We start from the raw sequence: 21,966 nt of genomic DNA on the forward strand, positions 1-21,966 counted from the left end.
TGTAAAAATAAAGTAGGTGTTTTTCGGTTTCCCTCTTGTTATTTCCTCGTCAAGGCGATGCCCACGTCGGAGATGCCGGGCATGATTTCGCGTTTCATGTCGTGGCGCACGGTGATGTGCAGGGAGTCGCCCGGTTGGAGGGCACGCTCCGAGACGCGGAAATGATACTGGTAGTAGCTCACGCCCTGGCCGCGGGCATTGCCTTTGGCATCCATCAGACGGCAGTTGAGCGTGTCGGCGCGGTGCTGCATGGAGGGGAAGACGGTCTGTTCGACGATGAGCGTCAGGCTGAGAAAGGGGAAAGCGTTGTTGATGCGCAACCCCAAATCGGTGGCGTAGAGCCCTCCCTCGGCCAGCCGCGGCACATTGAAGGCGAGCGTGTCCGTCTTCTCCCATCCGGCGATGGGCGTGTGGTTGTAGCTGTCGTACACTTTCCCGCCCGTGCAGGCAGCGCAGAGCGCGACGATGCTCCCAGCCATCAGTGCCAGCTTTCTCATGCCTGGGGTGTCGGCTTTTGCGGGGTGACGGCGGTGGGTCTGGGCGTGTCCATAGGCCGACGGTCCCTGTTGTAAGGCCGATGGTCTGCGCCGACCGTCCGCTGGTTTCCGTAGGTGGTACGCCGTTCCTCGCCGGCGGTATGGTTATTGTCCCGACGCTGTTCGCGCCCTTGCGGGCGGGCGTCGTGCGGCCGCCGGTCGCCGCGCTTGGGCGCATTGCTGCCTTTTTTCTTTTTCCTGGCCTTGTCGAAGCGGCTCACATCGGCGTCGGCCAGCAGGTCCACCGACTTTTTCACGGGCCGAGCCTTGTCGTCTTCGAGCAGCGAGAGGGGTTTGTCGCCCTGTTTATTCATGGCGATAATCTCCTTGGCGCGCTTGGCGGTGATGGTTTCCAGGTTGGCGGCCAGGTTCTTGTCGGTGGAGTAGGTGCACAGGCCGGCGAGAATGTCGGTCTTGAACAGGTGGTATTCGCTGTCTTGCGTTTGCAGCACCATGTCGCGCGGCGGCAGCTTGCGGTTGGCTTCTACGTATTCGTCGACCTCATAGTTCAGGCAGCACTTCAGCTTGGCGCACATGCCGGCCAGCTTCTGCGGGTTGAGCGAGATGTCCTGAATGCGTGCGGCATTGGTCGAAACGCTGGAGAAGTTTTTCATCCACGTGGCGCAGCACAGCTCGCGGCCGCAGGGCCCCGTGCCGCCAATGCGCCCCGCCTCCTGGCGTGCGCCGATTTGCTTCATCTCGATGCGCACGTGGAACGTGTCGGCCAACACCTTGATGAGCTGGCGAAAGTCCACCCGCTCGTCGGCAATATAGTAGAAGATGGCCTTGTTGCCGTCGCCCTGATACTCCACATCGCCTATTTTCATTTGCAGTCCCAGGTCTTTGGCGATCTGCCGGCTCTGTATCATCGTGCCGTGTTCACGGCTTTTGGCCTCTTTGTATTTCTCCACATCCACGGGCTTGGCCACGCGGTAGATGCGGCGAATTTCGTCGGCCGACTTCAGGTTGGCTTTCTTGATTTGCAGCCTTACCAGCCGCCCCGTGAGGGTCACCACGCCGATGTCGTGTCCCGGATTCGACTCCACGGCCACCACGTCGCCCTTTTTCAGGTCGAGGTTGTTCACATTGTGATAGTATCCCTTGCGTGTATTCTTGAATTGCACCTCCACCAGATCGGTCGAGTCTGCGTTGCCGGGCACGTCGGCCAGCCAGTCGTAGGTGTTGAGCTGCCTGTCCTGCCGGCCCACGCCGGCATGGCTGAGCCCCCGGCCGCAGCCCGTGCATATCTGTCCGTTTCTCATATTATCGTCTTAAATATATAATCATTTTCATCGCCATGTTGAAGAGTTGTATCTTCGCGTTGGCGTTTTGCATGATGTCGCGGATGGCATGTTGCAGCATGTCGGTTATCTCCACGACGTTGCGCTCATTGATGAACCGGGCGAAGTTCCGGGCGAACGCCTCCTCCTCCTGCGTCATGTACACGATGCCGGGCTGGCGGAAGTTGTACATGAAATTCTCGCGCACCATGCGCATGAAGTAGGTGAGCATGCGCCGCTGCTTCTCGCGGCCGAATCCGTAGACCGTCTCCGTCCACTGTTTCAGCTCGCGCAGGTCCCTCATGTAAGCCTTGCGCATGAGGATGACGAAGAGCTCGAAGAACTGCCTGTTCTCGTTGCCCGCATCGAGTTCTTCGAGTGCCTTGAGCCAGTTGCCGGCGGCGGCGCGGGCGATGCGGCGGGCATCCTCCTCGCCGATGGCCCGCCGGCCGACGAGTGCGCGGGCGATGTCGGCGGTGTCGATGTGGTGGATGTCGAACCGCTGCACGCGGCTGCGGATGGTCTCGAGCAGCTGTTCGGGCTCCTCGGAAACCAGCAGGAACACCGTCTGCCGGGGCGGTTCCTCCAGCAGTTTCAGCAGTTTGTTGGCACTGGTCAGGTTCATTCGCTCGGGCAGCCACACCACACTCACCTTGTATCCCCCCTGGCTCGACTTCATGTTGAGCTTGTGGTTCAGGGCGTCGCTCTCGGCTTCGTAGATGGTTGCCTGCTGATTCTCGGCGTTCATGCGCCGCATCCATTGGTCCATCGTGAAGTAGGGGCCCTCGCTCAACAGCTCCTGCCACTCCCGTGCAAAGTCGTCGCTCACTATCTTGCGGTCGCCCGACGTGCCCTTGGGACGAATCACAGGGAAAGTGAAGTGCAGGTCGGGATGCTGCCATTTGCGCAGCATGGCCTCGGCATTGGCCACCATCGCGGGGTTTTGCAGCAGCGACTTGCCCTCGTGCCGCTCGCCCAACAGGTAGGAGGCAAAGGCCAGAGCCAGTGCCATTTTGCCGCTGCCCATGGGGCCGGTGAGCATCAGGGCGTGGGGCACGCGCCCCTCCTCGACAAGCTGCAACAGCCTGTCCGCAGCCTCTTGTTGTCCTATTACTTCGCTGAACTGCATGGCATGAGCTGTTGGGCTATGGCTACTACGCTGTCGACGGCCGACACCGTGTAGAAGTGAATATGGCGTACTCCGGCTGCGAAGAGTCCGCGGCACTGCTCCGTCGTCCACTCAATGCCCAGTGCCTTGGCGTCGGCGTCGGTCCGGCATTTCACGGCCTCGGCAGCCAGTTCCTGCGGCATGTCGCAGTGGAAGGTCTTGGGAACCTGACTGATTTGGTCGAGTTTGGCAAAGGGCTTGATGCCCGGAACGATGGGTATGGTGATGCCCATCTGCCGTGCGCGCTCCACAAACTCGAAGAATTTACGGTTGTCGTAGAACAGCTGCGTCACGGCATAGTCGGCCCCCATGTCCTGTTTCTGCTTCAGATAGGCCATGTCCATTTCCATGTTGGGGGCCTCCTCGTGTTTCTCGGGATAGGCCGCCACGCCGTAGTGGAACGTCGAGCCCGGGTGCCTGATGGGGGTGCCGTCGTCGAAAAAGCCCGCATTGAACCTGTTCACCTGCTCCATCAGCTCCGTGGTGTGGGCGTGGCCGTTGGGCGTGGGCGTGAACATACGGTCCTCCTTGGCCTTGTCGCCGCGCAGCAAGAGCAGGTTGGAGATGCCCAGAAATTGCAGGTCGATGAGTTCGTATTCAATGTCCTCGCGGGTGGCTCCGCTGCATATCACGTGGGGTATCACGGGGATGTCGTAGCGTTGCTGAATGGCGGCGGCGATGGCAATGGTGCCCGGACGACGGCGGATGCGCAGCCGCTCGAACTGCCCATTGGTCAGTTCTCGGTACACGTATTCGCTGTGGTGTGTGGTGATATTGATGTAAATGGGGTTCAGTTCCTTCATCTTGTCGAGGTTGCGAAACAGCGCCTCGGTGCCGTTGCCCTTGAGGGGCGGCAACACCTCGATGGAGAAACTCTGCCCATGTTTATCGTCGTTTATTAAATCAATGACTTTCATGCGATCCCTGTTCAGGTGTATCTGGCTACAAAGTTAGCAAAAAAATCTCCAATCGTCGGGCCTTGACACGAAAAACTCGTGGCCGCCGCGAAAATAGATTTAGCGATATTTAACGTGCCGAGACTGCGGTTGTGCCCTGCCGTTTAGCCATAAACCGCTAACTTTGCATGTAGCATACCAACGACGAAAAGTCATCATTAAATCAGGGAAGATGAAAGAGTTGAAGCTGAAACGCGTGTATCTTCCGGCCGCCGCGACCGATGGATACCGCATCCTTGTGGACCGTTTGTGGCCCCGGGGGCTCAAGAAAGAAGAGGCCGCCATCGACCTTTGGGACAAGCAGCTCGCCCCGTCCACGGAGCTGCGCAAGTGGTTTGCCCACGTGCCCGACCGCTTTCCCGAGTTCGCCCGCCGCTATGCGGCCGAGCTGCGGGGCAATGCCGCCCTCGCCGGTCTGGCCGCCGAGCTGGGCCGCCACGAGGTGGTGACCCTCCTGTTCAGTGCCAGAGACGAGCAGCACAACAATGCCGTGGTGCTGGCTCAGGTGCTGCACGACGTGCTTGCCAAGTAAGGAAAGCACGCCCCGACCGGTTACTTCATCTTGCTGCGGTTGAGGATGGTGATTTCCCGACCGGCCACACGGATGGCCCCCTCTTTCTGAAAGTCGGAAAGCACACGGAGCAACGAGAACTTCTGAATGCCGAACGAGTCGGCGATTTCCTGGCGCGAGCGGGTCAGGTGAATGGTGTTTGTGCCCTGTTCGCCCGCCTGCTCGAGCAGCATCCAGGCCACTTTCTCGCGCACGGTGAACAGGCTGAGCACCTTGATGCGGCGGGTAAGGAAGATGTCGATGTTGGAAAGCACGCGGATAAAGTTGGTGAGAATGCGCTCGTCGCTGCCGATGAGCGTGCGGAACTCCGGCTTCTGCATTCTCAGCACCACCGTTTCTTCCTCGGTCTCCACGCTGACGGGCAATTCGCTGTCATTGCCGAAGATGAAGGCCGGGGCCACGATTTCGCCGGCCTGCAGCCGGCTCACCTCCACCTGCTTGCCCGAGAGCGACGACATGCGGCACACCAGCGTGCCGCTCACCACGATGTCGGCCGTCTTGCAAGGCATGCCCGCCAGCGCATAAATGTCGTGGTGGTCGAAGCGAACGAGCCGGTAGTTGCAGCCGCTCATGCTCATTTCTATCTCGAGTGCGCCCATGCCTCCGAAGAGGGGGCAGCGGGCGAGGGCTTTCAAAACTTTCTCTTCCATATTCATTGATGGGCCGGGCGGTCGCGTCTGTGCCCCGTCTGTCCGGTCGGTTGGGTTATAACAGGCGGGCGAGTTGGGCGAAGCGGCCGAGGCGCACAAGGTGCGGATGGTCGTATTCCTCCGTCTGCTCGTGCTGCCATGTCTTCTCAAAAGGGATGTGTGCGGCATAGCCGCCGAGCTGCAACACCGGCTCAATGTCCGACCGAAACGAGTTGCCCACCATGAGCAGATGGCCGATGTCGGTGTCGAAAATGTTGCAGAGCTTGGTGTATTCGTTGCGTGTTTTGTCGCTCACCACCACAATGTCGTCGAACCAATTGCCCAGTCCCGACCGCACGAGCTTGGCCTGCTGGTCGAGCAATTCGCCCTTGGTGAACACCACCATTTTATACCGCCCGCGCTGGCGCAGGGCCTGCAGCGTCTCTTCCACACCGGGCAGGGGCGGGACGGGCTGCACGAGAATCGACTTGCCCAGCTCCACAATCTTCAGCACGTCGGCGGCTGCAATCTGCCCGTGGCTGAAGCGCACGGCATTCTCCACGAGCGAAATCGTGAAAGCCTTGCAGCCATAACCCAGCAGGGGCATGTTGGCCGTCTCCACGTCATAGAGTGCGCCCGACACGTCGTCGGGCGTTCCGTAGGCCGAGAGGATGTGGGCATACTCGCGCTCCACCTGGTCAAAGTGGCTCTGGTTGTCCCACAGCGTGTCGTCGGCGTCGAAAGCCACGAGCCTGATGTCGGCCGGCGTGAGGGGAGGTTTGGCGGAATGTGGCATGGTGATTTGTCGTTTGTTTGGCAAAATTAGCCATTCTCCCGCGATTCCGGTAGGGGTTCGCCGTTAATATTGTTTAAAGCCGCCGTCTGGCGATGGCGGCGCAATCGCGTTGTGAATACGGTGTGGACGCGCTGCGAAAACGGTGCAAAGACGTTGCGAAAACGGTGCAATCGCGCGGCGTTTGCGGCGTGATGAAAAGGCCGTCGCGCCGGCAGGGTGGGGCGTGTGGTATATGAAGGTTGCCCGAATGGTATATGATGGCATTGCCGAGAGGCCGGCCCCTACGGCAAGACACGGTGTTCGCGGCCATCCATCACGGCAACGGGGCCGCACCAATGCTCTGCGATTGGCGCGGCCCCGTATGATGGTGGCGTCCCGTGGGGCGGGATTAGGCTTCCGGTTGGTCGTCTTCGGCCGTAGGCTGGCTGTCGATGGCCTTGATCTTCTGGCGCACCAACTCGGCATCGTCCTTGAGTCTTTGCACCTTGCGGTTCATCTCGTCGACGAGGCTGTTGCCCTTTTTGCTGGAGACATTGAAGAATCCAAGGTTGTTCTCGTAGGTGACAATCTCCTGCTTGAGCTGCTCGTAGCGGCGCATCAGACGGGCGCGCTCGCTGTCGACGGCCTCCTCGCCGCGGCGCGCCACGTTCTTCAGGTTGTTCTTGAAGTTGTCCAGACGGCGGCGGGCCACGGAGACATGCAGGTCGTTGTAAATCTTGTCGAGCACGTCGTGGTACTCTTTATAGATCTTGTCTTTCTCCTTGAAAGGCACGTGTCCCACCTTGTTGTACTCGTCTACCAGCTGTTGCACCTTCTCCTGGGCGTCCTCGACGGCGTCCTCGGCCAGCTGTTTCAGCTGTGCCACGATGCCGCGTTTCTTGTCCAGATTGGCGTGCTCCTCGCTGCGTGTGCCGGCATGCGCACTGTTGCGGGCCTCGAAAAAGTGGTTGCATGCCGCGAGAAATTCGTTCCAAAGCTGGTCGCCGAGTTTCTTGGGAACGGTGCCGACGGTCTTCCATTCCTTTTGCAAGGCCACCAGTTTGTCGCCGGTTTGTTTCCAGTCGGTCGAATCGCTCAGGGCCTTGGCCCGCTCCACGAGGTCGCGTTTCTTCGCTGCATTCTCTGCGAAACGGCTCTTCATGTCCTTGAAGAACTCGGCCTTGCGGCTGAAGAAGCCGTCGCATGCGGCCCTGAAACGCTCGAAAATCTTCACATTCATCTTGTGCGGGGCGAAGCCAATGGTCTTCCACTCCTGCTGAATGGCGATGATGGCCTTGGTGTGGCGCTCCCAGTCGGCAGCGCCTTTGTTGTCTTCCTGGGCGATGGCCTCCACCTGTTCGCACAGCGCGGTCTTCTTGTTCAGGTTTTCTTCCTCGCGGGCCCGCAGGGCCTCGAAGTGCTGCTGGTGTTTCTTGTTGATGACGGTGCTGGCCGCCTTGAAGCGCGCCCATATCTGTTCGCGCAGTTCCTTGGCCACGGGGCCGGCCTCGCGATAGCGGGCATGAAGCTCCTGCAGCCGGTGGAAGGCGCTGATGACGTCAGGCTCCTGGTCGAGTTTCTCGGCCTCTTCGCACAGGTGCGTCTTGAATTCCAGATTCTTCTTGAAGTCGTATTCGCGGGCTTCGCGGTTCAGATTGAGCAGGTCGTAATACTGCTCCACGTAGAGCTGATAAGTGCGCCACACCTCGTTGGCCTTTTCGGCGGGCACGGCTTTCAACTCCTTGAACTCCTGCTGCAGGGCCTTGAACTCGTTGTACGACTTGTTGGCTTCCTCGGGCGAGGTGGCCATGCCCTTGATCTGGTCGATGATTTCGAGCTTGCGCTTCAGGTTGGCTTCCTTTTCGGCTTCCTGCTCCTGGAACGCTTTGGCGCGCTTCTCTTTGATGATCTGCATCTCGGCCTTGAATGTTTCTTCGGCCTCGTCGGGCGTCACCTGGTAGTGTTCGGGGTCGCCCCCGGCCTCCAGATACTCCTTTTGCTGCTGGTCGCGCTCGGCCACGTGAAGTCTGTAGAACAGCGACTTGAGGTGCTCCACCTCTTCTTTGTCGGGATTGTCCACGCTGGCGGCAATCTCTTTGACGCGGTCGAGCACTTCCTGCTTGGAGCCGTAGACCTTGCGGGGCTCGGCTGCGGGCTCCTCGGCTACTGGCTCTGTCGGTGCCGTGGGCTCTGTCTGCGCGTTCTGTACTTCAGCAGTAGGCTCGGCCGCCTTCTGCTCGTCTTCTACCATTCCCTGCTGGAGGGCGTTCTCTTGAGAGTCCATCATTTCACTGTTTTAAGTTGATGATTCGGATTGTCTGTGCCATGTCGGCCGTACTGCGGGGCTTCCAACAGGCCGAAATGGCGTTCGCTTGATTCAATTATAGTGTGCAAACTTAGATAAAAAAAACGTAAAGACCTAACGATTTGGCGTTTTTTTAGGTTTTTCCGGCAAGATTATTCACTGTGGCACACGGTCGGCGGCCTACAACAACCGCTTGTGACGCAGGATGATCCAGCAGAGTGCGCTCACCAGGAACGAGATGACGAGGGCCACGCTGAAGCCCCACGGACTGGTCTCCATACCGTTCACGAGGTTCATGCCGTAGAGTGAGGCGATGAATGTGGCCGACATCATGATGATGGTCACCGAGGTGAGCGTGCGCATCACGGTGTTCATGTTGTTGTTGATGATACTGGAATAGGTGTCCATTGTCGACTCCAGAATGTCGGAGTAGATGCTGGTCGTCTCGCGGGCCTGCGTCATTTCAATGTTCACGTCCTCGATGAGGTCGGCGTCCAACTCGTCCACCTGCAGCTTGAATTTCAGTTTTTGGAGCAGGTTTTCGTTGCCGCGGATGGAGGTGATGAAGTAGGTAAGCGAGTCCTGCAGCCGTGAGAGGCCGATGAGGCTCTCGTTGTTCACCTCGTGGTCAAGGTTGTGCTTGGCTTTCTCGATGAGGGCGTTGATTTGCTTCAGCCGCTTCAGATACCATACGGCGCTGGAGAGAAAGAGGCGGAAAATCATGTCCACATAGTCGGTGAAGCCCTCGCCGCGCTTCTGCTGGAAGCTCACGAAATCAATCATCATGTTAGTTTCGTAGAAACAGACGGTGATGGTGACGTCGCGTTTGTGGATGATGCCCAGCGGAACGGTGGAGTAAGGCGTGCGGCTGCGTATCTCCTTGACGTAGGGAATACGCAGGATGATGAGCATCCAGCCGTCGTCGTACTCGTAGCGCGCACGCTCATCGGTATCGCTGATGTCGCTGAAGAAGTAATCGGGGATGTTGTATCGCTCGACCAGTTCGAGCTGGTCTTCGTCCGTAGGGCAAGTCACCTGAATCCAGCAATTGGGTTGCCATTCGGGAATGGCCTTCAGGTTCTTCTCAATATTCCAGTATGTTCTCATTGCTGTTCATCTCCTTGATCAAAGAGTTTCCGTGGAGATGAGCTCGCAGAGCCGTATCCTCACGCTAACATTCTTGGTCTTCCGCCGGATAATCGTCCATAAATAGAATTTTGATTTTGTGTCTGCAAAGTTAAATAAAATAACTTGCAAAGCCAAGTCTTTTGGTGGTTTTTTGGCCGTTTGCGGTGGAATGGCGTGCAGGATGGGGTGGAACGGCACGACGAGGGCCGTGTCCCGGTGGTTGGGACACGGCCCACATGCAGATGGAGGAGGGGCTATGCGTGGCGCTTCTTCTGCTTGTAATAGAGCAGTGGAACCACTATCAGCGTGAGCACGGTAGAGGTGATCGTGCCGCCGATGAGCGAGATGGCCAGCCCTTGGAAGATGGGATCGAAGAGGATGACGACGGCCCCGATGACCACGCCGCCGGCTGTGAGCAGGATGGGCGTGGTGCGCACGGCCCCAGCCTCGATGATGGCCTGTTTCAAGCCAACGCCCGCAGCGAGCCGCAGGTCGATGAAGTCGATGAGCAGAATGGAGTTGCGCACCATGATGCCGGCCAGCGCAATGAACCCAATCATCGAGGGCGCGCTGAAGTAGGCCCCCATCATCCAGTGCCCCAAAACGATGCCGATGAGCGACAGCGGGATGGCCGACAGCTGGACCAGCGGCGTGGTGAAGCTCTGGAACCAGGCCACAATGAGGATGTAGATGATGATGAGCACGAGAAGGAAGGCCAGCCCCAGGTCGCGAAACACCTCCAGCGTGATTTGCCACTCGCCGTCCCACTTGAGCGAGAACTGGTCTTCGTTGCCCAATTCCTTGGTGTACGTCTCCTGCAGCTCATAGCCCGCGGGCAGCTTCACCTGTGCGAGGCGGTCGGAAACGTCGGCCATGGCGTAGATGGGACTTTCCAGTGAGCCGGCCACGTCGGCCATGACGTAGACCACTTGCCGCTGATCCTTGCGCGAGATGCTCTTGTCGCGCACCGTGGGCACCACCTTCACGAGGTCGCCAACAGGCACGCCCATGCCCCTTGCGCCCGTCACTTTTAGGGCCAGCAGGTCTTCAAGGCCGGCCCGCTCCTGTTCGGGCAGCTGCAGCACGATGCCCACTGGCTCCACGCTGGAGGGCTGGTGCAGGATGCCTGCCGGCATGCCCGAGAGGGCTCCACGCAGCAGCCGCACCACCTGGGCTTCGGCAATGCCCAGCTTCATGGCCTTGTCCTTGTCCACCACGAAGCGGTATTCGGGCTGGTCGGCCTCTATGCTCCAGTCCACATCGACCACATGGGGCGTGGCTTGCAGCAGGTCTTTCACCTGGCTGGCCACCCGTATCTGCTGCTGAAGATCGGGGCCGTAGATCTCGGCCACGAGGGTGGACATGACCGGTGGGCCGGGCGGCACCTCAACGACCTTGACGTTTGCTCCATGCTTGCGGCCGATGGCTTGCAGCGAAGGGCGCATGGACTTGGCAATGTCGTGGCTTTGCAGGCTGCGGCGGCCCTTGTCCACGAGGTTCACCTGAATGTCGGCCACGTTGTCTCCGGCCCGGTAATCGTAGTGGCGAATGAGCCCGTTGAAGCTGATGGGCGCAGAGGTGCCCGCATAGGTCTGGTAGCTGCGCACCATGGGATGGCGGCCCACGCAGAGCCCCAGTTCGCGGGCCACGGCGGCCGTGCACTCCAATGTAGTGCCCTCGGGCATGTCAACGACAATCTGGAACTCGTTCTTGTTGTCGAAAGGCAGCATCTTGACCGGCACCGACTTGGTGAAGAACAGCGCGAACGAGCCCAAGAGTACGGCTGTGAGCACCAGCATGAAGGCCCATCGGCGGCGGCGGCCTTCGAGAAAAGGACTGATGACCTTGCCGTAGAGAGCGTAGATACGGGTGTGGCGCGGCTGTGTGTCATCGGCATCCTCTGGCTGCTCCTCTCCCCGCTCCTTGAATCTCAGGAACTTGTAACCGAAGTAGGGTGTCAGTGTCAGGGCGACGAGCAGCGAGAAAGTCATGGCGATGGCGGCGCCAATGGGCATCGGACTCATGTAGGGCCCCATCATGCCCGATACGAATGCCATGGGCAGCACGGCGGCAATGACGGTCAGCGTGGCCAGAATGGTGGGGTTGCCCACCTCGTCGATGGCGAAAATGGCTGCCCGGAGAGGCGACAGGCGGCGCGACTTGAAGTGCCGGTGCATGTTTTCGGCAATGACGATGGAGTCGTCCACGACGATGCCCGTGACGAAGACCAGGGCAAACAGCGTGATGCGGTTCAGCGTGTAGCCCAGGAAATAATAGGCAAATAGTGTCAGCGCAAAGGTGACGGGCACCGAGAGAAACACCACCAGGCCACCGCGCCAACCCATGGCCAGCATCACGAAGAGCGTCACGGCCACGATGGCTATCAGGAGGTGGAGCAGCAGTTCGGACACCTTGTGCGAGGCCGTTTCGCCGTAGTTTCGGGTGATGTCCACCTGTATGTCATCGGTGATGACGGTCTGTTTGAGCCGCTCCATCTTGCCGGTCAGCTGGTCGGCCAGCGTCATGGCGTCCGCGCCTTGGGTCTTGGCCACGGCGATGGTCACGGCCGTATAGTCGTCAGGGTGGGCTGTGCGCAGACTGTCGGCCGCTCCGTAGCTGAACGACACGTACTGTCTGGGATTCTCGGCACCGTCCTCGATGCTGGCAATCTGATGCAGATAGACGGGCTGCCCTTGGTTGGAACCCACGATGAGCTGGCCAATCTCGTCCTTGTTGGCCAGGAAGTTGCCGGTCTGCACCGTGTAGATTTGGTCGGCATGGAGCAGCCGGCCGCTCTCCATCTGGACATTGTTACCCTCCAGGGCTTGGGCCACGACACCCATGTCGACCCCGCTGCCCGCCATCTTGCCCTTGTCGGGCAGCACCCTGATTTGGCGGCTCTGGCCGCCAATCAGCTTGACCTGTGCCACGTCGGGTGTCTTCTTGATTTCGTTGGCCACCACTTCGGCGACCTGTCGCAGGGCGTAACCATCCATGGAGTCGCTCCACAGGGTGAAGCTGAGGGCCGGCACGTCGTCGATGGTTCTCGATTTAACCAGCGGCATCGTGGCTCCCTGGGGCATGCGGTCCATGTTTTTCATGAGCTCATTGTAGAGCTTGACGAGCGAGCGTTCGGTGTCTTCGCCTACCAAGAACTGCACCGTGAGCATGCCTTGGCCGTTCATGGCGGTGGAGTAGACGTGCTCCACGCCCTTGATGTTGGACAGCATCTTCTCCATGGGACGTATCAGAGCCGACTCCACCTCCTGGGGCGAGGCACCGGGATAGCCAACCATGATGTCGGCCATGGGCACTTCTATCTGTGGCTCCTCCTCGCGCGGGATGAAGTAAATGCTGAACAAACCCAGCAGAAGAAACGCAAATACCAAGAGCACGCTGAGCTTGGAGGTGATGAATGCCTTGGCCATTCTTCCAGAAATTCCTTGTTCCATAGTGGCGTGTTTAGTTGGCAAATGAGACTTTCTGTCCGTTGTAGAGCCGTGCATGGCCGGCTTCGATGATGCGGTCGTCCGGCTTCAGGCCGGAGAGCACCGCCTGACGGTCGCCCGACGCCTGCCCCAGACGAACCCAGTGGAGCACGGCCCGATTGTCGTTGCCCACGACATAGACCCCGGTGAGCTGGTCTTTCGTGACGACGGAAGACCGGTTAATCCATATCTGGGCCGTGCCGTCAGACGAGCTTTTGCCCGCCAGGCGTACGCCGGCATACATGCCCGCCCGCAGTTTTTGTCGGTCTACTTGCGGAATCGACACTTTCATGGCATACTGTCCGCCGGTCATTGCCGCCGACGGACTCAGCTCGCTCACGGTGCCGTCTGCCGTCAATCCCGCGGCTTTGACCTCCACGCGAACCTTGTCGCCTGGTTTCACCCGGGTGATGTAGCTCTCTGGAATGGCAGCCGTAACGTTGAGTTCGCCCGATTGCTCGATGGCCAGCAAGGGCATTCCGGGGTTGGCAATGGTTCCCTCGTCTACCATTTTCTGGGTCACGGTGCCCGAAAAAGGTGCGCGGATGCGGGCATAAGCGAGCATGGCCCGCACCTCGTTCAGCCCCTGGCGTGCCATTTGCAGCCGGGCTCGGGCCGATGCTGCACGCAGGGCCACGTTCTCCAACTCCTTGTCGGAGACACTCTTTTGGGTGTGGAGGGTCTGGTAACGCTGGTGGTCTTTCTCTGCATCGTGGGCCGCGGCCCTTGCCTCGGCAATCATGGCTTGGGCTTGCGCCTCCTTGGCCTTGAGGTCGCCGCTGTTGATGGTGGCTAAGGTCTGGCCTTGGCGCACGTGGTCGCCCTGCCTGATATGGATTTTCTCGATGCTGCCCATTACCTTAGTACTGATGACAGCTGTCTGTCGGGCCGACACTGTTCCACTGACGAGCAACTCGCCCTCGTGGCTGATGGCGGGGAAATAGGTGCGTACACGGATGGGCGTTTCGGTGGATGACTGCGGGTTTCGCTCGGAACACGAGGTCAGCGCGGCGAGTGTTGCAGCCATGAAGAGATGGTGAAATTTCATATGGATGTTGCTTTTTTGATGAGTTAGTGGTCGGAGGTGAGGAGCTCCAGATGGTATTTGGTGATGTTGTAAGCCATGACGGCCTGGGCGAGGGCCATGCGTTGTTGCGAAAGTTGGGCCTGGGCCGAGAGGCAGTCGGTGGTGCTTGAGAGTCCCTCATGATAGCGATTGTTGAGGATGCGCAGGGCTTCGTCGGCTTGTGCAACGCTGGATTGGTGCTTGTTGATTTCGATTTGGCGATCCCTGAGCTCGCGGGTGGCTTTGTCTATTTGCAGCCGGCTTTCGTCTGTCAGCAGCTTCATCTCTTGCTGCAGCTTGGATGTGGTGAGACGGGCGCCCCGAATTTTGCCCATGTTCTGATAGCCCGAGAAGAGATTCCAGGTGAGGGAGATGCCGGCAAGATACGAGTCTTTGTGGAATCCGAACGCCTTGGAGTCGTTCAGTTGGTAGCTTCCAAAGGCATTTATCTTCGGGAGCAGGGCCATGATAGTTGACTTCTCCATCATGCGTGAAGCCTTGACGGCTGTGCCCATGGCCATGAGATCCGGACGCAGGGACGACAGTGTCGTTGGGGCAGTGCCCCCGAAAACTTGTGCCAATGAGTCCACGACGTAGAGTTGCGTTTCGCTGGAGTCGTGGCCCATGAGCAGGTGAAGTGCTTGTGAGGCATTCTCAATGTTGCTATCTGCCTGGGCCAATGCGCTCTCTATGGCACTGACTTGTACCTGGGCGTTGAGCAGATCGGAGCGTTGGGCCAGCCCCTGCTCGTAGAAATGGGCGACGGATTGTTGAATCTGCTTGATGTCGTCCAGTGTTGACCGTAGGATGTTTCGCAGCCGATAAGCGAATTGCAGCTGCGTGTAGGCCTTGCGGGTTTGGAATGTGAGGTAGGATTTGGTGTAGGCCAGACGGTGCAAAAGCACGTCCTGCTGTAGCCGGGCGCCCTTGCGGGCATAGGTCATGTCGAGATTGAGGAGGGGCACACGGGTGTCGATCGATGCTCCGAAGTTTTGCGTCGCTCCTGGATGGTTCAGGTGGTCAGGGGCAAAATCCTGTGCGGTGACCGTGCCTTGTTGCAGCAAGAAGCCAAAGGCGTTGAGCGGATTGTTGGTTGCAACAGCTTGGTAGCCCACGCTGACCTGTGGCAGATACACGGCATGGGTCTGCTGGTAGTTGGCAGATGCAATCTTGTGCTCCCAGTCGGCAATCTTGACTTGCGGGCTGTTTTGCACGGCTGCGCCGACTGCTGCATCTATGGAGAGGTAGTCAACTGGCCGGGAGGCGGTTTTTTCCAGCAGGGTTGCTGCCGCTGTCGATTGGGAAACGGTAGCCGTTGGACTTGCCAACGCTGCTGCCACAATGACGGGCAACTGCCAGCTGATGCCGCGCCCAAGCGCAGCAATGTGTTCCGCGAAGCATTTGCCCTGTCGTTTTAAATCCTTTCTGTTACTCATTTGAAGACGTATTTATAATGATTTGAAGACGTGTTTGCCTTGATTCAAAGGCCATTTCAACTTGCGTTCCATTGGAAACTATGCAAAGGTAACGCCTTTCTTTCGATTCGATAAGTTTCCAGAGGAATATTAATTATAATTTAATCTTTGTTAATATACGTGCTCTTTATTTTGCTAAAATGGGGTTGAGGAAAGGAGATGGGCGGATGCTTTGCCAAGGATGAGCCAGGTATATAAACGAAAAAGGGCCCCATCTTTGAGATGGGGCCCATGAAAGGGGTGCGGTTGACTGCTTTTTACTTCACGATGATCTTCTTGCCGTTCTGGATATAGATGCCGTGAGGCAGCTTGATGCCGGTACCCACGTACTGGCCGCTGAGGGTATAGATACGGTCGTTGGCGAGTGTCGGTGTGGCGACGGTGCTGATGCCGTCGGTAATTGCCGTGTAGACGGTGACGGTTGTGGTGGCATCCTTGTCGGTGATGGCGGCTACGGCACCGCGCCCGTTGTCGTCGAGCGAGATGTATTCCACGTTGTCGGCCGGTGTGAGAACACCGTTGGCCGATACGTTGTAGGTCAGGGCGTGGTTGGTAACATGCCCTGTCTTGGTGCGGTCCACACCGGCCAGGAACACCTTGCCGTTGTTCACGAGCATGGCATGGAGGGCTTCTTCGTTCTTGGACACATCGCCCTCGTCGTAGCCGTCGGCGGCCGCCCAGTTCACATGGAAGTCATCCGAGTTCAGGTTGGCCACGAAGAGGTCGGCGCAGCCTGTGGAGGTTTTGTTGGTGTCGAAGCCGAGCTGGTTGTAGAACGAGCCGGCCACATAGAGCTTTCCACCGTCGAGAGCCATGGCCCTTACCTTGTCGGTGCCATAGCTACGGTCGTGCATGGCCACATGGAATACCTTGGCATTGGTGGCGGCAGCATTGATTTTGGCCAAGATGAAAGCGTGCTCCACATTTCCTGTCTCGTCATTAGGCAGCTGCATGACGAGCTCTGTGGTGCCTGTCGGGGTGGTGAGGGTCTCTGTGCCCTTGCCTACAAAACCGGCGTAGACGGTGTTGCCGTCTACCGTGAAGCATACCGATTCCGGATTTTGCTGCACCGAAACGAGGTCGTCCTTAGCCTGCAGGTTGGCCACGGAGGCGGCATCGCCGAGGTTGCTGGCGTTCAGCGAGAGGATGCCCACACTTTCAATGTCGGAATACATGAAGTCGAACACGTTCAGATAACGGCCTTCCCATTTCAGGTTATCGAGGGTGAGGTCGCCCGTGTAGCTGGCAGAGATGTACACTTTACCAGCCGAAACCATGAGCTTGGCGGGGGTGAAGTACAGGTCTCCGGCTTCCGGGGAGTACAGACCGGAGCCACTTACGGTGGCGTCGGCCACGGGAATGATGGTGCGCAAGGCTTTCAGATTGCCATCCTTGTCGTATTTGGCGACGAACGCTGCAGAGGGAACGGTTACGCCTTCGATGCCTTGAGCCACCTGGTTGTTGCCGTCGGCCGAGTAGAAAGTCACCTTGTCGGCCAGGTTGCCGGCTACGTAAAGGTTGCCCTCATTGTCGGTATCGAGTGTGCGGATGACCGACATGCCAAGCAGTCCGGCCATCCATGCCTCAGAGCCGTCGGCGTTGTACTTGGCCACATAGGCCGATGTAATCTTGTCATCGTTGACGAGTGTCGACTTGCCAAACGTGAGATCCTGGTTATAGGTGCCTGTGGTGAAGACAGCTCCGTCGGCACCAACGGTGGTGTGGGTGTCGCCGAGCTGATCGGCTTTGTCTACGGGCGTGAGACTTTTTGTCCATGCAGCAGGGGAGTTCCAGGTCTGGGCCTGGAGGGCAGTAGCCGTGAAGACGGCCGCAGCGAGTAATAATTTTCTCATAGCTCTTACCTTTTTAAATAATAATGATGAATATATGGTGGTGAAGATACCGTGGCCTTATTGCCACAATTCTATTCCGGGGTTGGCTTCGACGGCCTCGGTGGGGAAGCGTAGAGTATAGCGTGCGTCCAGGCTGTCGAGTTTGTAGGTGTCGTTCTGATAGGTCTTCGAGAGCCCGGGCATCGTAGTACGGCGCAGGTCGAACCATCTGTGGCCCTCAAAAGCCAGCTCGCGGGTGCGTTCGTCTACGATTTCCTTGACCAGCGTTTCGTTGTCCATCGCTTCGGCATTGGCCAGATATGTGGTGTAAATGCGGGTGTTGTAACGCTTCTGCATGAGCTGCGAGAGATAGCTGATGGCCAGTTCACGCTGCCCCATGCGGGCTGCAGCCTCGGCGGCCGTGAGGTAGAACTCGGAAGAACGGAACGTGCAATTGAACTGTTCGCTGCCGCCCTTGAGGAGCGTTGAGGTGCTGGTGGTGACACGACGATAGAAAGCCGTGCGACGCTGATCGCCCGAGCGGTAGAGGCTGATGAGGGTCTCGGCCGGCCGGCCAATGAGGATATACTTCCCGTCCATCATTGTTTCCAGAGCCACAATGCTTTCCTTGGAGTCATAACGATTGGGCAATGTAGCGTCGGTACCGGTGAGATCCTCGAGTGCCGGATGGACTTTGACCACCGAATCGGCGGCGTTGAGCGCCCCCTGCCAGTCGCCCATGTAAAGACAAACGCGGGCCAGCAGGCACTGGGCCGACGTGGTATTGAACCGATAGTTGAGGCCAGTTTCCCAAGTTTGCACGTTGAGATGCTTCCCGGCCTCGGCGATGTCGGCCAGAACCTGGTCGTAGACGGCCTTGAGACTGCTGCTGCGGGGCACGGCGTTCACATCGGCCTCGAGCAGCAAAGGAACGCCTCTCGTGGTTTCAGGAGTGCTGTGCGTGTAGGGCGCGGCATAGAGATTGGCCAGCAGGAAGTGGCAATAAGCACGCATCATATAGCTTTCGCCTACGAGTTGTTCCACCTGCTCTTTCGTGGTATTGGCAATGTCTTGTTGGTGCTCGATGATGTAATTGGCAATATAGATGGCGTGATAATACCGACGCCAACCGAAGTATGTCGTCGTCGTGGCCGGGGCGTCGTCGTTCCAACGCCACAGATCGAAGTAAGTGGCATAGTCGAGATCGGAGGTGAAGCCCGGGGTCAAGGTCATCTCATCGCTCCTTACTGTAGTGATGGCACGGTCGGAAGGGAAGTACTTGTACTCGTAGGTGAGCAGCGCGCGATACTCGTCACCCGTCTTGGCAATGACGCGTCCGGTGGGCGTGATGTCAAGAAAGTCATTGCACGAAGCGAGCAACAGCGGCGCGAGAACCAGTCCCAGCAGTTGCAGGATGCGGTTTGCCAGCCGGTGTGGAGATATGGATGGTTTCATCTTTTGCATGTCGTTGGATATGTGCTGTATGTCAGAAGTTGATGTTCAGTCCGAAAATATAGCTCTTGGCCACGGGTTGTGCGAAAGGGTTGCCCATCGTTTCCGGGTCGAGATAGTTGTCGTAGTTGCTGGCTACAACCAGCAGGTTGCGGCCCTCGAGGCTCAGCGACGCACTGCTGATGCCCAGTTTTGCCAGCCATGCCTTGGGCAGTTTGTAGCCCAGCCGCAGACTTTGCAGACGACAATAGCTGTTGTTGCGCACCCAGATGTCGAGCATGCTGTAGGTGTTGTACTCGGCATAGCGTGTGTATTCGGCCACGCGCTGGGCAGAGCTCACCATGAGTGCGGCCAACGTGCCGTTGGGATTGGCGGCTGTCCAGCGGTTCAGAATGTCGCGGTTGGTATTGAGACCGCGGTCGAAATAGGTGGGCGAGTAGCTGGGTTGCACGCGCACTTTCATGCCCAGATTGAACATAAAGTTGATGCCCAGCTGCCAGTTTTTATACTCCAGATTGTTGATGAGGCCGCCGGAACACTTGGGATCGGTGGTGCCCATATAAGTATATTGCGCCCGTTGCTCCTCGGCAGTGAGCTGGCTGGCCCCGTAGCGGTTGAGCTTCAGGAACTCTGTGGCCGACACTTTGGAACCGTCGGCAGCCACGAAGAGCGGATAGCCCTCGCTGTCGAGTCCTGCCGTCTTGTAGGCGAAGAGGGCCCCAACAGGATACCCCTCGCGGCTGGGGTAGGTGGCATTCTGGGCTACACTCTCGTTGATAATCTTGTTGCTGTTGAAGCCTAAGTTCAGATTGGTGGTCCAACTGAAGTCCTTTGCGACAATGTTGCGGGTGTTGAGCGAGAGTTCCCAGCCGTTGTTCTCCATGCTGGCCCAGTTGATAGTGGTCGATGAGAAGCCGGTCTCGAGCGGCAGCATACGCATGCCGATGAGGTCGGAACTGTGCCGATGGTAATAGTCCACGCTGAACCGGATGCGGTCGTTGAGGAAAGCGGCCTCCAGACCAAGGTTCACATTGTCGGTCTTCTCCCACTTCAGGTCGGGGTTGGGAGCCGTCTCGGCGGCGATGACAGTCTCGCTCTTGCCCAGGATGGAGGTCTTGTCGATGATGCCGATGAGGTAGGGCGACGTGCTCTTGTCGATGTTGCCCTGCAGGCCGTAGGACGCACGCAGCCGCAGATCGCTGACCCAAGTAAGGGGCTTCATCCACGTTTCTTCCGACACCCGCCACAATCCGCTGACGGAGTAGAGGGGCAGATAGCGGTACTTCTTGGCCACACCGAACACGTCGCTGCCGTCGAAGCGCACGCTGGCTCCCAGCGTATAGCGATAGTGATAGGTGTAGGAGCCAGTGGCATACCAGCTCACGTAGGCGTTTTCCTGGTGTGTTTCCTGGTGCAGGGGGTATTGCTCGGCAATGCTTTCCGACGGGAAGACCACGGGCTGTGTGGTCAGCGTGCGGGCATCGTAGCCGTAGGCGTTGGACGATACCGACTCCGAGCTGTTGTGGCGAATCTCTGTACCAAGCATCAACTCCACGTCGTGGTACTTGGCAAAACGGTGATTGTACTCGGTCATGGCTTTCCAGAGCCACTGCCGCCGATAGAAGTCGGTGGTCTTGCTGGCCCCTCCTTCAGGGAAGATGGTCTTCTGCGTGCCGTCGGCAGCCATGTAGGTGGCATATTCTTTCTCCTTGCGCATGGCGTAGCTGTCCTGCCCCTGGTAGCGTCGCAGACTGTAGTTGTCGAACTGATAACCCAGTTGTGAGGTCAGTTTGAAGTCGGAATTGATTTTCAGTTCGGCATCGACAATACCCATGAGCGAGCGGTCGCGGCGACGGCGGCTGGTGTTCTCGCGTTCCTCGAAAATGTTGAAATTGGGAGCGTTGCTTTCTCGGCCTTGCACGTTGGTGTCGTAGTTGTAGCTGCCGTCTGCGGCATAAGGCTGGAAGTAGGGGTTGGCCTCGCGCGAGTAGTACATCGGATTGGTGAAGCCTCCGGCGTCTGTCAGGAAGCTCTGCTGCTTGCGTTGGTTGGCAAAGATACTGGCTCCGAGGGTGAGCATCTTGTTCACTTTGAAGGTGCCTTTCAGCGTCATGTTGTAGCGGTTGTTCTCCACACCTTCCACGATGCCCTGCTCGTCGTAGTAACCCACCGAGGCATAGTAGCTCGCACGGTCGCTTCCACCCGATATGGAAGTGTTGTATTCCTGGTTGAAAACGTCGCGGAAAAGAATGTCGTTCCAGTCGGTATTGATGCTGCGCAGGCTATTGATTTGCTGCTGTGCCGTGGCCGACAGCGCATCCCAGCCGCCATTTTGGAAAGCGTTGAACTCGCCCAGCCGATCCAGAATGTTGGCCACACCGCCCTTGTGTTGCCGGTAAGTGTAGTTGCCGGCCAGGAGGGCGAGCTCCAAGTCCACCTTTTCTGTGGCGTTGAGCAGGTTCAATCGGTCAATGTTTACCTTGGGACTGTAGGTGAGGCGTGTGTTGAAATTGACGATGGGGCGGCTCTCCTTGCCTCTCTTGGACGTGATGACGATGACGCCATTGGCCGCGCGTGCACCGTAGATGGCCGTGGCGGCGGCATCTTTCAGCACGGTGATGTTTTCGATGTCCGACGGGTTGAGTCCGGCGATGGAGGTCTGATAGATGTCGTCCACGTCGTTCAGGTTGTCGATATTGGGGATGTCTGTGCCCTCGAGCGGGATGCCGTCGAGCACCCACAGCGGCTCCTGCGTGCCGTTGATGGAGGCTGTTCCGCGGATGCGAATCTTGACCGGGGCACCCGGGGCCCCCGTGGTCGAGAGGGTGGAGAGGCCCGCAATCTGTCCGGCGAGGGCTTGGTCGATGTTCTTCACCGCGCCCACGGCCTCGTCCGAAATGCTCAGTGTGGAGACGGCTGCGGTGAGTTTGCGGCGGTCTATCTTCTGATAACCGGTCACCACCACCTCGCCAATGTTGTGGGCCTCGGGTTTCAGCGTGAGCTGATAGTGGTCTGTACCGTTGACGAGCGTCAGTTTGCCCGTCTCGTATCCCAGGTAGCGAACGGTGAGAGTCTGGGTTCCTTGCGGCACTTTGAGGGTGAAATCGCCATTGTAGTCGGTCACGGTACCGTTCTGCAGTTTCCCGTCGCCGATGGCAATGGTGGCCCCGATGAGCGGCTCATTCTGAAGCCCTCCGTCCAAAATCCTGCCGGTGACGGTGCGTTCCTGGGCTGCCAACTGCTGGCAGCATATCAGCAGGAGCAGAAAGAAAAGTATCTTTTTCATCTGTCGTTGATGATGTGAG

General features: G+C 58.3%; 15 protein-coding genes. 1 reads left to right on the forward strand and 14 read right to left on the reverse strand.

Annotated features, from left to right (window positions below):
• Positions 1-38: 38 nt before the first annotated feature.
• From L888_RS0100735 to L888_RS0100750, 4 genes are read right to left on the reverse strand one after another with little or no spacing between them, the layout of a single operon-like run.
• Positions 39-497, reverse strand: coding sequence for a gliding motility lipoprotein GldH (locus tag L888_RS0100735; RefSeq protein WP_005843996.1), 459 nt, complete (start codon positions 495-497; stop codon positions 39-41).
• Positions 494-1,798, reverse strand: a complete 1,305-nt coding sequence (locus L888_RS0100740; protein WP_027951471.1) for a PSP1 domain-containing protein — start codon at positions 1,796-1,798, stop codon at positions 494-496. Before L888_RS0100740 ends, L888_RS0100735 begins: the two co-directional genes overlap by 4 nt.
• Before the next feature lies 1 nt (position 1,799).
• Positions 1,800-2,945: a DNA polymerase III subunit gene (locus L888_RS0100745; RefSeq protein WP_027951472.1), complete on the reverse strand. Its 1,146-nt coding sequence runs from the start codon at positions 2,943-2,945 to the stop codon at positions 1,800-1,802.
• Entirely contained in the window at positions 2,927-3,901 is a 975-nt protein-coding gene (locus tag L888_RS0100750) for a methylenetetrahydrofolate reductase (protein ID WP_027951473.1), read from the reverse strand. Before L888_RS0100750 ends, L888_RS0100745 begins: the two co-directional genes overlap by 19 nt.
• A gap of 211 nt (positions 3,902-4,112) precedes the next feature.
• Between L888_RS0100750 and L888_RS0100755 the strand changes: the two genes are divergently transcribed.
• Positions 4,113-4,472, forward strand: coding sequence for a DUF488 domain-containing protein (locus tag L888_RS0100755; RefSeq protein ID WP_005843989.1), 360 nt, complete (start codon positions 4,113-4,115; stop codon positions 4,470-4,472).
• A 20-nt stretch (positions 4,473-4,492) separates the two neighbouring features.
• Here the strand turns inward: L888_RS0100755 and L888_RS0100760 are convergent, their stop codons facing one another.
• The 10 genes from L888_RS0100760 to L888_RS0100805 all read right to left on the reverse strand — a co-directional run bounded on the left by L888_RS0100760 (position 4,493) and on the right by L888_RS0100805 (position 21,947).
• Positions 4,493-5,167, reverse strand: a complete 675-nt coding sequence (locus tag L888_RS0100760) for a Crp/Fnr family transcriptional regulator (RefSeq protein WP_044248293.1) — start codon at positions 5,165-5,167, stop codon at positions 4,493-4,495.
• 49 nt (positions 5,168-5,216) lie between these two features.
• Positions 5,217-5,936 (reverse strand): HAD family hydrolase, encoded by a 720-nt coding sequence (locus L888_RS0100765; RefSeq protein ID WP_044248294.1) that lies wholly within the window; start codon positions 5,934-5,936, stop codon positions 5,217-5,219.
• A gap of 388 nt (positions 5,937-6,324) precedes the next feature.
• Positions 6,325-8,202 (reverse strand): DUF349 domain-containing protein, encoded by a 1,878-nt coding sequence (locus tag L888_RS0100770; RefSeq protein WP_027951477.1) that lies wholly within the window; start codon positions 8,200-8,202, stop codon positions 6,325-6,327.
• Between the two features lie 198 nt (positions 8,203-8,400).
• Complete coding sequence (locus tag L888_RS0100775) at positions 8,401-9,327, reverse strand: magnesium transporter CorA family protein (RefSeq protein ID WP_005843982.1); 927 nt, start codon at positions 9,325-9,327, stop codon at positions 8,401-8,403.
• Between the two features lie 275 nt (positions 9,328-9,602).
• Positions 9,603-12,800 carry an efflux RND transporter permease subunit gene (locus L888_RS0100780; protein ID WP_027951478.1) on the reverse strand — a complete coding sequence of 1,066 codons (3,198 nt, stop codon included), beginning with the start codon at positions 12,798-12,800 and terminating at the stop codon, positions 9,603-9,605.
• 10 nt (positions 12,801-12,810) lie between these two features.
• Positions 12,811-13,884: an efflux RND transporter periplasmic adaptor subunit gene (locus L888_RS0100785; protein ID WP_005843978.1), complete on the reverse strand. Its 1,074-nt coding sequence runs from the start codon at positions 13,882-13,884 to the stop codon at positions 12,811-12,813.
• 23 nt (positions 13,885-13,907) lie between these two features.
• Positions 13,908-15,338, reverse strand: coding sequence for a TolC family protein (locus L888_RS0100790; protein WP_027951479.1), 1,431 nt, complete (start codon positions 15,336-15,338; stop codon positions 13,908-13,910).
• Between the two features lie 296 nt (positions 15,339-15,634).
• On the reverse strand, positions 15,635-17,230 hold the full coding sequence (locus L888_RS0100795; protein ID WP_027951480.1) for a cadherin: 1,596 nt from the start codon (positions 17,228-17,230) through the stop codon (positions 15,635-15,637).
• A 57-nt stretch (positions 17,231-17,287) separates the two neighbouring features.
• A complete protein-coding gene (locus L888_RS0100800; RefSeq protein ID WP_044248297.1) occupies positions 17,288-18,673 on the reverse strand; it encodes a RagB/SusD family nutrient uptake outer membrane protein in 1,386 nt (461 codons plus the stop codon).
• Positions 18,674-18,695: 22 nt separating this feature from the next.
• Positions 18,696-21,947: a SusC/RagA family TonB-linked outer membrane protein gene (locus L888_RS0100805; protein ID WP_027951482.1), complete on the reverse strand. Its 3,252-nt coding sequence runs from the start codon at positions 21,945-21,947 to the stop codon at positions 18,696-18,698.
• Between the last annotated feature and the right edge of the window lie 19 nt (positions 21,948-21,966).

Origin of the sequence: Hallella seregens ATCC 51272 (assembly GCF_000518545.1) — a bacterium.
Taxonomy (GTDB): domain Bacteria; phylum Bacteroidota; class Bacteroidia; order Bacteroidales; family Bacteroidaceae; genus Prevotella; species Prevotella seregens.

Bases quoted from the DNA above. Each gene is read 5' to 3' on its own strand.
- L888_RS0100735 (WP_005843996.1), bottom strand. From the start codon at position 497: ATGAGAAAGCTGGCACTGATGGCTGGGAGCATCGTCGCGCTCTGCGCT.
- L888_RS0100740 (WP_027951471.1), bottom strand. From the start codon at position 1,798: ATGAGAAACGGACAGATATGCACGGGCTGCGGCCGGGGGCTCAGCCAT.
- L888_RS0100745 (WP_027951472.1), bottom strand. From the start codon at position 2,945: ATGCAGTTCAGCGAAGTAATAGGACAACAAGAGGCTGCGGACAGGCTG.
- L888_RS0100750 (WP_027951473.1), bottom strand. From the start codon at position 3,901: ATGAAAGTCATTGATTTAATAAACGACGATAAACATGGGCAGAGTTTC.
- L888_RS0100755 (WP_005843989.1), top strand. From the start codon at position 4,113: ATGAAAGAGTTGAAGCTGAAACGCGTGTATCTTCCGGCCGCCGCGACC.
- L888_RS0100760 (WP_044248293.1), bottom strand. From the start codon at position 5,167: ATGAATATGGAAGAGAAAGTTTTGAAAGCCCTCGCCCGCTGCCCCCTC.
- L888_RS0100765 (WP_044248294.1), bottom strand. From the start codon at position 5,936: ATGCCACATTCCGCCAAACCTCCCCTCACGCCGGCCGACATCAGGCTC.
- L888_RS0100770 (WP_027951477.1), bottom strand. From the start codon at position 8,202: ATGATGGACTCTCAAGAGAACGCCCTCCAGCAGGGAATGGTAGAAGAC.
- L888_RS0100775 (WP_005843982.1), bottom strand. From the start codon at position 9,327: ATGAGAACATACTGGAATATTGAGAAGAACCTGAAGGCCATTCCCGAA.
- L888_RS0100780 (WP_027951478.1), bottom strand. From the start codon at position 12,800: ATGGAACAAGGAATTTCTGGAAGAATGGCCAAGGCATTCATCACCTCC.
- L888_RS0100785 (WP_005843978.1), bottom strand. From the start codon at position 13,884: ATGAAATTTCACCATCTCTTCATGGCTGCAACACTCGCCGCGCTGACC.
- L888_RS0100790 (WP_027951479.1), bottom strand. From the start codon at position 15,338: ATGAGTAACAGAAAGGATTTAAAACGACAGGGCAAATGCTTCGCGGAA.
- L888_RS0100795 (WP_027951480.1), bottom strand. From the start codon at position 17,230: ATGAGAAAATTATTACTCGCTGCGGCCGTCTTCACGGCTACTGCCCTC.
- L888_RS0100800 (WP_044248297.1), bottom strand. From the start codon at position 18,673: ATGCAAAAGATGAAACCATCCATATCTCCACACCGGCTGGCAAACCGC.
- L888_RS0100805 (WP_027951482.1), bottom strand. From the start codon at position 21,947: ATGAAAAAGATACTTTTCTTTCTGCTCCTGCTGATATGCTGCCAGCAG.